5 protein-coding genes and 1 riboswitch are annotated in these 14,822 nt (G+C 64.7%); of the genes, 3 read left to right on the forward strand and 2 right to left on the reverse strand.

The window, feature by feature from the left end; all coding sequences use genetic code 11:
• Positions 1–123 precede the first annotated feature (123 nt).
• A complete protein-coding gene (locus HWE17_RS02090; protein WP_176387666.1) occupies positions 124–2,151 on the forward strand; it encodes an aminotransferase class V-fold PLP-dependent enzyme in 2,028 nt (675 codons plus the stop codon).
• Positions 2,152–2,481: 330 nt separating this feature from the next.
• On the forward strand, positions 2,482–11,172 hold the full coding sequence (locus HWE17_RS02095) for a glucoamylase family protein (RefSeq protein WP_369681700.1): 8,691 nt from the start codon (positions 2,482–2,484) through the stop codon (positions 11,170–11,172).
• Here the strand turns inward: HWE17_RS02095 and HWE17_RS28570 are convergent.
• Both HWE17_RS28570 and HWE17_RS02100 read right to left on the reverse strand, forming a co-directional pair.
• The gene (locus HWE17_RS28570; RefSeq protein WP_255206081.1) at positions 11,169–11,300 is read right to left on the reverse strand and encodes a hypothetical protein; all 132 of its coding nucleotides are present in this window, start codon (positions 11,298–11,300) and stop codon (positions 11,169–11,171) included. The genes HWE17_RS02095 and HWE17_RS28570 overlap by 4 nt on opposite strands.
• A 191-nt stretch (positions 11,301–11,491) precedes the next feature.
• Complete coding sequence (locus HWE17_RS02100; RefSeq protein WP_176387667.1) at positions 11,492–12,067, reverse strand: TMEM165/GDT1 family protein; 576 nt, start codon at positions 12,065–12,067, stop codon at positions 11,492–11,494.
• A 9-nt stretch (positions 12,068–12,076) separates the two neighbouring features.
• A riboswitch (yybP-ykoY riboswitch) is annotated at positions 12,077–12,258 on the reverse strand.
• Between the two features lie 146 nt (positions 12,259–12,404).
• On the opposite strand from HWE17_RS02100, the gene HWE17_RS02105 reads away from it, so the two are divergent.
• Positions 12,405–14,798, forward strand: coding sequence for a M1 family aminopeptidase (locus tag HWE17_RS02105; protein ID WP_176387668.1), 2,394 nt, complete (start codon positions 12,405–12,407; stop codon positions 14,796–14,798).
• The last annotated feature ends 24 nt before the right edge of the window (positions 14,799–14,822 follow it).

The following is a 14,822-nucleotide window of genomic DNA, read 5'->3' on the forward strand; positions in this document are numbered from 1 at the left end:
CTGCATGGTACCTTGTTTGCAGCATTTTTTGGCATATCTTCACGGAGGCAGGCCGGTAGACTATCCATATGTCCCAGCCGCCTGCGCTGCACTCTTTTTTTATAGAATATTCAGACTGCCATCATGAAAGAAATCTACCTCGACAGCAATGCCACCACTTGCGTGCTGCCCGCCGCCGTTGCCGCCGCCCGGCAAGCGATGGAGCAGGGCTATGGCAATCCCAGCAGCATCCACGCGACGGGATTGCAGGCCAAGGCCATGATGGATGGCGTGCGCCGGCGCGCCAGCGGCTTGCTGGGCGTGGGCGACGGCCGCCTGATGTTCAACAGCGGCGCCACCGAAGGCATCCAGACGGCCGTGCTGTCGGCCCTGTGCGCGCTGCGCGAACGGCGCGCTGCGGGCAAGCGCATCGGCAGCCTGCTGCTGTATGGCGCGACCGAGCACAAGGCCGTGCCGGAAAGCCTGGCGCACTGGAACCGCTTGCTGGGCCTGAACCTGGAAGTGCGCAAGCTGCCCGTCGATGCGCAGGGACGCCACGATCTGCAGGCGCTCGATGCGCTGATCGGCGACGCCGCCATGCTGTGCACGATGGCGGCGAATAATGAAACGGGCGTCGTCAGCGATTTGTCCGCCATCGCCCAGCTGCTGCAGGAGCGCGGCGCGGATGCCTACTGGATGGTCGATTGCGTGCAGGCGCTGGGCAAGCTGAAACTGAACCTGGCCGCCACGCGCATTGATTACGCGCCGTTTTCCGGCCACAAGCTGTATGCGCCGAAGGGCATCGGCATGCTGTACGTGCGCGCGGGTGCGCCGTTTACGCCCTTGATGATGGGCGGTGGTCAGGAAGCGGGCTTGCGCTCGGGCACGGAAAACATGGCCGGCATCGCCGCCCTGGGCGCCGTGCTGGCCGCGCTCGACGATGGCAAGACCTTCCGCAGCCACGCCGACCTGGCCGCGTTCCGCGAGCAGCTGGTGGCCAGCCTGGAACGCGCTTTCCCCGGCATCGTGTTCAATATGCCGTTCGACTTGTCGTTGTCGACGACGCTCAATTTTTCCGTGCCGGGCCTGTCCTCGAAAGAATTGCTGGACCTGTTCGACGCGGCGCGCGTGCGCGTCAGCTCGGGCAGCGCCTGTTCCGCCGCCAAAGCGCTCCCCAGTTATGTTCTGGAAGCGATGCACGTGCCGCAATGGCGCGCCAGCTCGGCCATCCGTTTGTCGTTCGGCCCTCTGATTGACGCGGCGACCATTACCGCCGCGTGCGCGCGCATCGAGCGCTGCGGTGAAGCGCTGCGCAGCAGTTGCCTGTTGCCGTCGGCGCTGGCGCCATCGCCGCAGGATGGCGTGATTCAGTTGAGCGTCGATGGCCAGTGCACCTGGCTGCTCAGCGACGCTGCCAGCGCCAGTTGCGTCGTCATCGACCCTGTCGCCGCGCTCGTGCCGCGCCTGGCCGCCTTCATCCGCTGCCAGCACCTGGCCTTGCGCGCCATCGTGCACACGACGGCGCCAGCCGACCATGGCGTGGCGCGCCTGGCCTTGCTGCAGGAACTCGAGATCGAACAAGTCGGTCACGTCGATATCGATGGTGAACTGGCACTGGGCCAGCAGCGTTTGCGCCGCATCGAATGCGGTGATAACCATGTGTATTTGCTGGAGCAGCGCTTCGCCTTCATCGGCACCCTGGCGCCCGACGCCTTGACGCCCCTGCTGGATGCGGCGCTGCTGACGCCAGACACCGTGCTGTGCGTGTCAGGCGACGACGGCAGTATTTGCGGCACCGTGCACAGCGTGCAGGACGGTAGCGTGCCGTCCGCCGAATTCCAGCTCGATGCGGCCGCCTTGCCCGCCTTCCTGCGCCAGCATCCCGACGCCATCCTCGTCGACGTACGCGAAGCGTATGAACACGCGGCGTGCGCCGGCACGGTATTCGAGGGTTGCGAGGTGCGCAGCGTGCCGCTGAGCCGGCTGGCGGGACAGGTGGCCGCATGGCTGCAGCAGCCACAGCGCCCGCTGGTCTTTTTCTGCCGCAGCGGCAACCGCAGCGCGCGCGCCAGCGCCTGCCTGCGTCGCCTCGGTCATGGCGCCGCATGGCAACTGAACGGCGGCATGGCGATGGCGGAAGCGACGCGCCACCCGCTGGCCATCGCGGCCTGAGCATCTTGAAATTTCCTCCTTGAAATATTGCTCCGTGCCATCACCGGCACGGAGCAAGCTATTCGTTTCCTTGCGGCATTTTTTCACTGTCCAGTCTGCAAATTTCTTTGCCGACACGCTGCCAAAGCGCTAGCTATGTACGCTAGCGCACGGTCTTGCCTGCGTCGCCCTCCTACGATGAAGTTCAGAAAATCTCCCTATACCCTGAGATTCGTCGCAACGCTCCGGCGCTTCGCTTTCCGTCTTCGCCAGTGTCCGATCGTGTTCTTCCAGACTGGGCCAGCGTGACGGTGGCCGCTGGTTGCCTGCGCGCACCTAGCGAGGCCCAAGTTGAAAGAGTACACAGCAGTTGTCACGCAGCAGATCAAGGAACAGATTTCCAAAGTTAAAGAAATCTTCCGCGACCACTCCCTTGCACCGGACACCTTCGACGCCGCGCGCGACGATGCCTTGCCCCTGCGTTCCGAATTATTCAGCGCCATGCAGATGGCCGCCCACGGCAAGCACGTGGCCGCCGGCCATGCGGTAGGGCGGCACCACGGCCGCGACCGCTTGCTGGCGCGCCTGGCCGACAATGCGGCCCTCATCACGGCCACCGTCAACGAGCTGACGGCGACCGTCAAAAGCGGACGCCAGGTCACGCCCGCGTCAGAATGGCTGCTCGATAATTTCTATCTGATCGAAGAGCAGATCCGCACCACGCGGCGCCACTTGCCGAAGAACTACAGCAAGGAGTTGCCACGGCTGACCTCCGGCGCGGATGCGGGCTGTCCGCGCGTGTATAAAATTGCGCTGGAAATCATCTCGCATGGCGATGGCAGGGTCGACCTGGAAAACCTGTGCCACTTCGTCGAGGCTTACCAGGACGTGGCCACCCTGACCCTGGGCGAGCTGTGGGCCGTGCCCATCATGCTGCGCCTGGCCCTGATCGAAAACCTGCGCCGCGTCGCCGTGCGCGTGGCCGACGACCGCATGCAGCGCGACCTGGCCAATACCTGGGCCGACCAGATGACGGAGATCGCCGAGCGCAATCCCAGCGGCTTGATCCTGCTGGTGGCCGACATGGCCCGTTCGAATCCGCCGATGACCAGCGCTTTCGTGGCCGAATTGTCGCGCCGCCTGCAGGGACAAAGTTCCTCGCTGACCCTGGCGCTGTCGTGGCTGACGCACAAGCTGGCCGAGTCGGGCCTCACCATCGAGCAGCAGATCCAGTCCGAGATCGGGCAGCAGGCGGCCGACCAGGTGTCGATCGCCAACAGCATCGGCAGCCTGCGTTTTCTCGGCACCATGGATTGGCAGGAATTCGTCGAGACCATGAGCGTGGTCGAGCAAACCTTGCGCCTGGACCCGGCCGGCACCTATGGCTTGATGGATTTCGCCACGCGCGACAGCTACCGCCACGCCATCGAACGCATCGCCAAACGCAGCGCGCGTAGCGAAGTGGAGGTGGCCGAGATGGTGGTGCAGCTGGCGCACACGCATGGCAACGGCAATGACGCGCGCCGCGGCCACATCGGCTTTTACCTGGTGGGGCGCGGCGTGCTGGTGCTGGAAAAGCAGGCCGGCGCCAGGCTGCCGTTCGTCGAAGCGCTGCAGCATACGGCGCGCGCCGCGCCGCTGGCCGTCTACCTGGGCGCCATCTGCTTCCTGAGCCTGGCGACGAGTGCCTTGCTGCTCGAGCGCGCCGTGCGCCATGGCGTGCAGGGCTGGCCCCTGGCGGCGCTGGGCGCGCTGGCGCTGCTGGGCAGCAGCCAGCTGTCTGTCGCCGTGGTGAACTGGCTGGCGACCCTGATGACGTCGCCGCATCCGCTGCCGCGCATGGATTACCAGGCCGGCATTCCATCCGATGCGCGCGGCATCGTCGTCGTGCCGACCCTGATCTACAGCCAGGAAAATGTGGCGGCCCTGTGCGAGGCGCTGGAAGTGCGCTATCTCGCCAACCGCGACCCGAACCTGCGTTTCTGCCTGCTGACGGACTTCGTCGACGCCGAGGCGCAAACGATGCCCGGTGATGAAGCCCTGCTGCGCCAGGCGCAGGAGACCATCCGCGCCCTGAACGAGAAGTACCGCGTGGAGGGCGTCGAGTTCAAGGAAAACGGCGACCCCGCCGACCCCGAGGAGCTGGGCCATGTGGGGCCGTTCCTGCTGCTGCACCGTCCGCGCCTGTGGAATTCGCAGCAGAATGCGTGGATGGGGCAGGAGCGCAAGCGCGGCAAATTGTCCGACCTGCACGCGTTTTTGCGCGGCGGCGCGCGCGACAAATTCTCGCTGGTGGAAGGCGAGTTGCGCGGTCTGCGCACGATCAAATACGTGATCACGCTCGACACGGATACGCAGCTGCCGCGCGACGCGGCACGCGAATTCATCGCCACCATGATGCACCCGCTGAACCGCCCCGTGCTGGACGCTGCCGGCACGCGCGTGGTGGCCGGCTACGGCATCCTGCAGCCGCGCGTGGCCGTGGCGCTGCCCAGCGCAAACGCCTCGCGCTACGAGCTGCTGTGCGGCGGCGAACCGGGCATCGACCCGTACACGCGCACCGTCTCCGACCTGTACCAGGACGTGTTTTATGAAGGCTCGTTCATCGGCAAGGGCATCTACGATCTCGACATGTTCGAGCGTGTGCTGGGCCAGCGCCTGCCTGACAATAAAATCCTCAGCCACGATCTGCTGGAAGGCTGTTATTTGCGCGCGGGCCTCTTGAGCGACTCGCAGCTGTACGAGGAATATCCGGCCCGCTACGACGCCGACGTGAGCCGCCGCCAGCGCTGGATACGCGGCGACTGGCAGCTGGTCGGCTGGCTGCTGGGCCGGGTGCCGGGCCGCGCCGGCAAGCGCGAACGCAATCCCTTGTCGATGCTGTCGCGCTGGAAGCTGTTCGACAACCTGCGCCGCAGCGTCGTGGCGCCCGCCACTACTGTGTCGCTGCTGCTGGTATGGGGCTTTTTGCCGCACGTGGCCTTCTGGAGCGCGGCCGTGCTGGCCATCATCTTCCTGCCGCCCGTTTTTTCGGCCCTGTACGATCTGCTGCGCAAACCGCGCGACACCTTGTGGCGCCAGCACCTGGCCGCCTTCGAGCGGCGCTGCGGCGTGCAGTTTTCGCACGCCATGCTGACCCTCGTCTTCCTGCCGTACGAAGCGTGGATCAGCCTGGACGCCATCGTCCGCACCCTGTGGCGCCTGGGCGTGTCGCACAAGCATTTGCTCGACTGGCGCGCCTCGAACCTGCATGTATCGTCAGGTTCGCAGGCCGACAGCTGGCGCGCCATGTGGTACTCGCCCGCGCTGGCGCTGGCCACCTTCGGCGCCTTGCTCCACTGGCGCCCCGAGGCCTTGCCGGCCGCCGCCGTGGTGCTGCTGCTATGGCTGGCCGCCCCCGCCATCGCCTGGTGGATCAGCCGCCCCATCGAACGGGCCGTGGCGCGCCTGTCGGCCGAGCAGGGACGTTTTTTGCATGGCGTGGCGCGCAAGACCTGGGCGTATTTCGATACCTTCGTCGGGCCGGACGACCACTGGCTGCCGCCCGATAACATGCAGGAGCATCCGAATTTGGTGGTGGCGCACCGCACCTCGCCGACGAATATCGGCCTGGCGCTGCTGGCCAACCTGACGGCCTACGATTTCGGCTATCTCACCCTGGGCCAGCTGATCGAGCGCAGCCGCGCCACCCTGCACAGCATGGGCGAGCTGGAACGCTTCCAGGGCCATTTCTATAACTGGTACGACACGCAAACGCTCAAGGCGCTGCAGCCGATGTATATCTCGACCGTCGACAGCGGCAACCTGGCCGGCCATCTGCTGACCTTGCAGCCGGGCCTGGTGGAACTGTACGACACTCCCATCATCGGCGTGCAGATCGTGCAGGGCATCCGCACGACGGCGCAGGTGCTGCAGGAATTCATCGCCGCCGAAGGCGAGGGCAAGGCCATGCGCGAGAGCATGACCCTGCTGCAGGCGCAGGCCGCGCCCGCCAGCCTGGCCGAATGGCATGCCTATCTCGCCGCCGCGAATGGTGCGGCCGATGCGCTGCTGTCGCTGACCTTGCAAAGCGAGGATGGCGACCTGTCCATGTGGGCGGGAGCCTTGGCGCGCCAGTGCCGCGCGGCGCTGGCCGAGTTGCTGCAACTGGCGCCGTGGGCGGCACACGCGGGCGTCGATGCGACGCTGATGCGCGTGCCGACCCTGCGCGAACTGGCCAACCTGGAAGCGCCGGAAGGCACGCCGCCCGAACTGGCGGTGCTGCTGGCGCAGGGCCGCGAACAGGCGGGCCGCCACATGCGCGACATCGCCCACGCAGCGGGCCAGGCGCGCGACTTCGCGCAGATCGAATATGGCTTCCTGTACAACCCGGCGACAAAACTGCTGGCCATCGGCTACAACGTCAGCGAACGGCGCCTGGACCCCAGCTACTACGACTTATTGGCTTCCGAAGTGCGCCTGGCCAGCTTCATCGCCATCGCCCAGGGCCAGCTGCCGCAGGAGCACTGGTTCGCCCTGGGCCGCCAGCTGTGCATGGTGGCTGGCCAGCCCGTGCTGCTGTCGTGGAGCGGCTCGATGTTCGAGTACCTGATGCCACTGCTGGTGATGCCGAACTACCCGAATACCCTGCTCGACCAGACCTACCACTCCGTCATCGAGGCGCAGATCGATTACGGGCGCCAGCGCGATGTGCCGTGGGGGATTTCCGAGTCCGGCTACAACACGGTCGACGCCAGTTTGAACTATCAATATCGCGCCTTTGGCGTGCCGGGGCTGGGCCTGAAGCGGGGCCTGGCCGACGACCTGGTGGTGGCGCCATATGCCAGCATGATGGGCCTGATGGTGCAGCCGGAAGCGTCATGCCAGAACCTGCAGCGCATGCAGGCGGCCGGCTACATGGGCCGCTACGGCTTTTTTGAAGCCATCGATTTCACCACGGCGCGCCTGCCGCGCGGGCAGGGCAGCGCCATCATCCGCTCCTTCATGGTGCACCACCAGGGCATGGGTTTTCTGGCCCTCAGCTATTTGCTGCACGACCGCCCGATGCAGCGCCGTTTCGAGTCCGATCCGCTGCTGCAATCGGCCTTGCTGGTGCTGCAGGAACGCACGCCGCAGGCCGGCGCGTTTTACTCGAACACGGCCGAACTGGCGGTGCTGCGCAGCGGCGCGCCCGAGCAGGCCATGCCGATGCGCATCCTTACGCAAGCCAACAGCGCCGTGCCGGAAACGCAGCTGCTGTCGAATGGCCGCTACCACGTCATGGTGAGCAATGCGGGCGGCAGTTACAGCCGCTGGAAAGACCTGTCCGTGACGCGCTGGCGCGAAGACAGCACGCGCGATAACTGGGGCAATTTCTGCTACCTGCGCGACCTCGATGACGGCGCAGTCTGGTCCACCATGTACCAGCCCACCCTGGCCGAACCGAAGAAATACGAAGTGATTTTTTCCGAAGGGCGGGCCGAGTTCCGCCGCGCCGACCATGGCCTCGACCTGTACACGGAAATCGTCGTCTCGCCCGAGGACGACATTGAAATCCGCCGCACGCGCATCAGCAATAATTCGAACCGCCAGCGGCGCATCGAGATCACCAGCTTTGCCGAAGTGGTGATGGCGCCGGCGGCGGCCGACGCGGCCCATCCTGCGTTCAGCAAGCTGTTCGTGCAGACGGAAATCCTCGCGCATGAAAAGGCGATTTTATGCACGCGCCGGCCCCGCTCGAAAGAGGAGCAGATGCCGTGGCTGCTGCATGTAATGACGGTGCACGATATCGAGCGCTATGAAGTATCGTTCGAAACGGACCGCGCGCGCTTCATCGGCCGCGGCAACACGGCGCAGCTGCCGCAGGCGCTGCAGGAAGGTGGCCCGCTCAGTGGCGGCCACGGCTCCGTGCTCGACCCCATCGTGGCCATCCGCTACGTCATCACGCTCGAACCCGACCAAGCTGTGACGGTCGACAGCGTGACCGGCATGGTGGAGCAGCGCGAGGCGGCCCTGCACCTGATCGACAAGTACCAGGACCGCCATCTGGCCGACCGCGTGTTCGAGCTGGCCTGGACGCACAGCCAGGTGGTGCTGCGCCAGTTGAATGCCAGCGAAGCGGACGCGCAGCTGTATGCGCGCCTGGCCAATGCCGTGATCTATCCGAATGCGGCCCTGCGCGCCGAGGCCAGCATCCTGATCAAAAACCAGCGCGGCCAGTCCGGCCTGTGGGCGTATGCCATTTCCGGCGACCTGCCCATCGTGCTGCTGCAGATACGCGACGCGGCCAATATCGAACTGGCGCGCCAGATGGTGCAGGCGCACGCCTACTGGCGCCTGAAGGGATTGATCGTCGACCTGGTGATCTGGTACGAAGAACAGTCGGGCTACCGCCAGCTGCTGCACGACCAGATCATGGGCCTGATCGCCTCGGGCATCGACGCGCAAGCGATCGACCGCCCGGGCGGCATTTTCGTGCGCCTGGCCGAGCAGATCGCCAACGAAGACCGCATCTTGCTGCAATCGGTGGCGCGCGCCATCATCAGCGACTTGCGCGGCACCCTGGCCGAGCAGGTCAAGCGTCCACCGAGCCCCGTGCTGCGCATGCCGCCGCTGCTGCAGGATCCGGCCCGCGAACAGGGCGGCGTGCCGCACCGCGCGCCAGAGCGCGAGCTGATTCTGGAAAATGGCCTCGGCGGTTTTACGCCCGATGGGCGCGAATACGTGATCACCACGGCAGAAGGCAAGCAGACGCCGGCACCGTGGTCGAACGTGCTGGCCAATGCGCAATTCGGCACGGTGGTATCGGAAGCGGGGCAGGCATATACGTGGAGCGAGAATGCACATGAATTTCGCCTCACGCCATGGCAGAACGATCCTGTGTCCGACCTGTCCGGCGAAGCGTTTTATGTGCGTGACGAGCAAAGCGGCCAGTTCTGGTCGCCCTCGTCGCTGCCCGCGCGCGGCAGCGGCGATTACGTCACGCGCCACGGCTTCGGCTACAGCGTGTTTGAACATAGCGAAGGCGGCATCGCCACGGAATTGTGCACCTATGTGGCGCTCGATGCGGCCGTCAAATATTCGGTGATCAAGGTGCGCAACGACAGCGGCGTGCCGCGCCGCCTGTCCGTCACCGGTTACGTGGAATGGGTGATGGCCGACTTGCGCGCCAAGTCCGGCATGCACGTGGCCACCGAGATCGACACGATCAGCGGCGCCCTGTTTGCGCGCAATAACTACAACACGGAGTTTTCGGGCCGCGTCGGCTTTTTCAATACCGACGCGAGCATCCGCTCCATCACCTGCGACCGCAATGAATTCATCGGCCGCAATGGCAGCCTGGCGCAGCCGGCGGCGCTGCGCCGCGTGCGCCTGTCCGGCAAGGCGGGCACGGGACTGGACCAGTGTGCCGCCATTCAGGTGCCGTTCGAACTGCAGCCGGGACAGGAGCGCGACATCGTCTTCATCCTCGGCGTGGGCGGGCGCCGCAATGCCGACGCCAGCACCATGGTGCAGCGCCACGCGGGCAAGGAAGCGGCGCGCATGGCACTCGACGCCGTGCGCGCGCACTGGGACAGTACTCTGGGCGCCGTGCGCATCGAAACGCCCGATCCGTCGCTCGACGTGATCGCCAATGGCTGGCTGATGTACCAGACCATCGCCTGCCGTCTGTGGGCGCGCAGCGGCTATTACCAGTCGGGCGGCGCCTACGGTTTCCGCGACCAGCTGCAAGATGCGATGGCGATGATACACACGGCGCCGCAGCTGCTGCGCAAGCATTTATTGCTGTGCGCGGGGCACCAGTTTGTCGAGGGCGACGTGCAGCACTGGTGGCATCCGCCGTCGGACCGGGGCGTGCGCACGCACTGCTCCGATGATTACCTGTGGCTGCCGCTGGCCGCCTGCCGTTATGTGATCGCCACGGGCGACGTCAACGTGCTGTCGGAAGTGGCGCCCTTCATCGAGGGGCGCGCCGTCAAGCCGGAAGAGGATTCGTATTACGACTTGCCCGTGCGTTCGGGCGAGTCGGCCGACCTGTACGAACACTGCGTGCGCGCCATCCGCCATGGCCTGCGCCTGGGCGTGCACGGTTTGCCGTTGATGGGTTCCTGCGACTGGAATGACGGCATGGACAAGGTGGGCGAACACGGCAAGGGCGAGAGCGTGTGGCTGGCCTTCTTCCTGTACGAAGTGCTGCAGCGCTTTGCCGAAGTGGCCCTGCTGCGCGGCGACGCTGCGTTCGCCCAGTTCTGCCGCGACGAAGCCGTGAAACTGGCCGCCAACGTCGAGGAACATGCGTGGGATGGCGAGTGGTACCGGCGCGCGTATTTCGACGACGGCACGCCACTGGGATCGCACACGAACGAGGAATGCCAGATCGATTCGATTTCGCAAAGCTGGGGCGTGCTGTCGGGCGCCGCCAACCAGGAGCGCGTGGCCGGCGCCATGCGCCAGGTCGATGCGCGCCTGGTGCGCCGTGATTCCGGCGTGATCCAGTTGCTCGATCCGCCGTTCGACAAGGCCGACCTCAATCCCGGCTACATCCGCGGCTATGTGCCCGGCGTGCGCGAGAACGGCGGCCAGTACACGCATGCGGCCATCTGGACGGCGATGGCGTTTGCCCGCATGGGCGACGGCGAAAAGGCGTGGGAACTGCTGCGCATGATCAGTCCCGTGCGCCATGGTGCTGACGCGCAGGCGGTGGCGCGCTACAAGGTGGAACCGTATGTGGTGACGGCCGACGTGTATGCCGTCGCGCCGCACGTGGGACGCGGCGGCTGGAGCTGGTACACGGGATCGTCGGGCTGGCTGTACCGGCTGATCGTCGAATCCCTGCTGGGCCTGACGCGCGAAGCGAACGTGCTGCGCATGGCGCCGACCATGCCGGCCGAGTGGGACAGTTTCAAGCTGCATTACCGCTTCGGCGCCAGCAGCTATGCCATCACGGTGGAGCAGGCGCAGGGGCGGCCTGCGGGCTTGTCGCTCGATGGCGTGGCGCAAGTGGGCAACAGCATCGCCCTGCGCGACGAGGGCCGCGAGTATGCGGTGCTGCTGCTGGTCTAGTCTTGCCAGGTGTCGTCATCGGGCCGGCGCCGGCCAAGCAGCAGGATCAGGCCGGCGCCGAGCAGTAACAGGTCGCGCGTGCGCACTTCGGGTGCGGACTGCGTTGCCGTCTGAGAGGGGTAGCTCACGGGTGTCGCCATGGCGGCGGGGCACTGGCTTGCGCAGGCGGCCAGGCACAGCGCCGCCACTTTTCCATTTAACTGCATAGATTCCTCAAGAAAGCGCGCCGACCGTTCGGAATCGGCGCGCCGGTATTCATGTCCACGACATTGTAATTATGAACATGAATATTGTAAATGAGAAATTATCTGTGCTTGTGTCAAAACCCCAGTGCCGCACCCGCACCGAGCAGGGTCGCCACGCCCAGCACGGCAAACACCAGCGCCGCGATGCCGTGCACGAGGCGCAGCGGGACGCGGTTGGCGATCCTGTCACCCAGGTAGACGGCCGGCACGTTGGCCAGCATCATGCCGAAGGTGGTGCCCAGCACGACAGAGACAATATCGTGATAGCGCGCCGCCAGCGCCACCGTGGCCACCTGCGTCTTGTCGCCCATTTCCGCCATGAAGAAGGCGATCAGGGTGGTCAGGAAGACGCCGTACTTGGCCAGCTTCGTCTCGTCTTCATCGAGCCTGTCGGGGATCAGGGTCCAGGCGGCCATGGCGAGGAAGGACACGCCGAGCACCCAGCGCAGCACGTCCGGCCCCAGCATGCTGGTGATCCAGGCGCCGACGACGGCGGCAAACGCGTGATTGGCGATGGTGGCGACGAAAATGGCCAGCACGATGGGCAAGGGTTTGCGGAATTTGGCGGCCAGCAGAAAGGCCAGGAGTTGGGTTTTGTCGCCGATTTCAGCGAGACCGACGATGCCGGTGGAGATGAGGAATGCTTCCATGAGATTGCAAGAGGTACGCGGGCCGGACGAATTAACCAATGATCCACGGGCGACTCCGGCCCATGCGGCCGCCCTGGATCAATGGTCTCGTCAAGTTTCTCAACCACCTGCACCATGGCCTGCGGGCCAATCATGTTGATACAGGTTCCCGCGGCGTGACCGCGGGACGACTACTCCCCAATGTTCGAGGCGCATCATACGCCAATGCCTGCGCCGGCGCCAGTGCTGCCAGGGCACGGTGCTACCTGGTGTGTGGGACTTCGACAACAATGATCGATTTGAAAACAGACTCGACTTAGAATGCAGTTCTGTCCACGACTCCCAGATGGAATGCGCCATGCCGGTCCTTGTCCGCTTGCTTGCCTTGTGTTTGACCCTGTTTGCTCCCTTGTCCGGCCTGTGCGCCGCGGCGCCCTTCGACGACAAGTTCCGCCAGCTGGAAGAACTGCTGCCCACGCCGAACAACTACCGCACGGCGTCCGGCGCACCCGGCCACGCCTACTGGCAGCAGCGCGCCGATTACGTGATTCGCGCCACGCTCGATGAGGAACGCCGCGCCATCACGGCCAGCGAACAGATCACCTACCACAACCGCTCGCCCGACAGCCTCGCGTATCTGTGGCTGCAGCTGGACCAGAATGGCTTGCGCCAGGATGCCGATCAGCGCCGCGTATTGAGCGCCCCATCGCGCCAGGCCTGGCTCAGTGGCAGCGAGGACGAGGCGCTGAAGTTCGAGGACTTGCGCGCCATCCATGCGGGCCGCGAATTTGACGGCGGCTTCAAGCTCACCGCCGTGAAGGCGGCCAGCGGCAAGCCGCTGCCGCATGTGGTCAACCAGACCATGCTGCGTATCGATTTGCCGGCGGCGCTGGCGCCCGGCCAGAGCATCACGTTCAATATCGACTGGTCGTATCAGATCAATGACCAGAAGGTACTGGTCGAGCGCTCCGGCTACGAGTATTTTGAAGACGACAAGAACACGATCTTCCAGATCGCGCAGTGGTTCCCGCGCATGGCCGCCTACTACGACGCCGTCGGCTGGCAGCACAAGCAGTTCCTCGGCTCCGGTGAATTCACCCTGGAGTTTGGCGACTACGAGATGTATCTGACGGTGCCGGGCGATCACGTGGTGGCCGCCACGGGAGAGCTGCAAAATCCTGCTAGCGTGCTCAGCGCGGCGCAGCGCGAGCGCCTGGCGCGCGCGAAAAACAGCAACACGCCACTGCTGGTGATCACGCCGCAGGAAGCGCTGGCGGCGGAAAAGGGCCGCGCGGCGGGCATGAAAACCTGGCACTTCAAGGCGGCCAATGTGCGCGACGTGGCGTGGGCGTCGAGCCGCAAGTTCATCTGGGATGCGCAGGGACTCGATAGCGGCGGCAAGCGCGTGATGGCCATGTCGTATTACCCGAACGAGGGCAACCCGCTGTGGCAGCAGTACAGCACGCGCGCCGTCGTGCACGCGATCGAGCAGTACAACAAGTACAGTTTCGACTATCCGTATCCGAATGCGATCTCCGTCAACGGCGCCGTGGGCGGCATGGAGTATCCGATGATTGCGTTCAATGGCGGACGCCCCGTGAAGGACAAGAAGACGGGGGAGCTCACGTACTCGAAGACGGCCAAATATGACCTGATCGGCGTGATCATCCATGAGGTGGGCCACAATTATTTCCCCATGATCGTCAACTCCGACGAGCGCCAGTGGACGTGGATGGACGAGGGCCTCAATTCCTTCCTGCAGTACCTGGCCGAGCAGGCGTGGGAAGAGCATTTCCCCTCATGGAATGGCGAGCCGCGCAAGATCGTCGACTACATGCGCAGCCAGAACCAGGTACCGATCATGACCAATTCCGAGTCCCTGCTGCAGTTTACGGCGAACGCCTACGACAAGCCGGCCACGGCGCTCAACATCCTGCGCGAGACCATCCTCGGGCGCGAACTGTTCGACTTCGCCTTCAAGCAGTACGCCTTGCGCTGGAAGTTCAAGCGCCCGACGCCGGCCGACTTTTTCCGCACCATGGAAGACGCTTCCGGCACGGACCTAGACTGGTTCTGGCGCGGCTGGTTCTATACCACCGACGCGGTCGACATCAGCATCGACGGCATCAGCGAATATGGCGTGAGCACGAAGAACCCGGAAGTCGAGAAAGCGTGGAAGAAGGCGCAGAAGGCCGCGCAGCCAATATCGATCTCGGACCAGCGCAACAAGGCGCTGCCGAAGAAGGTCGACATCGATCCCGCGCTGAAGGATTTCTACAACCAGCATGATGACTTCACGGTCACCAACAAGGACCGCAACAGCTATGCGGAAGAACAGGAAACGCTGGAGCCGTGGGAGCGCAAGCTGCTGGAACAGCGCAACATGGGCAAGCATTTGTACCTGGTCGACTTTTCGAATATCGGCGGCCTGGTGATGCCGCTGATCCTGGAAATCGAACTGAAAAGCGGCAAGAAGATCATCGAGCGCGTACCGGCCGAAGTGTGGCGCTATGCGCCGCACAAGATCAGCAAGGTGATCGTCACGGACGAGCCGATGGTGGGCCTGGTGCAGGACCCATACTGGGAGACGGCCGACATCGATACCAGCAACAATAGCTGGCCGAGGAAAATTACGCCATCGCGCCTGGAGTTGTTCAAGCAGGACCGCGACAAGAACAACCTGATGAAGGATGTTAATACGCCGCTGAAGGCGCCCGAGGCCAAGCCCGAAGTCCGGTCAGATACGAAATAGGGAAACAGCGCCGGCCGGTCCGGC

The organism is Janthinobacterium sp. BJB401 (assembly GCF_013372745.1).
Lineage (GTDB): Bacteria > Pseudomonadota > Gammaproteobacteria > Burkholderiales > Burkholderiaceae_D > Janthinobacterium > Janthinobacterium rivuli.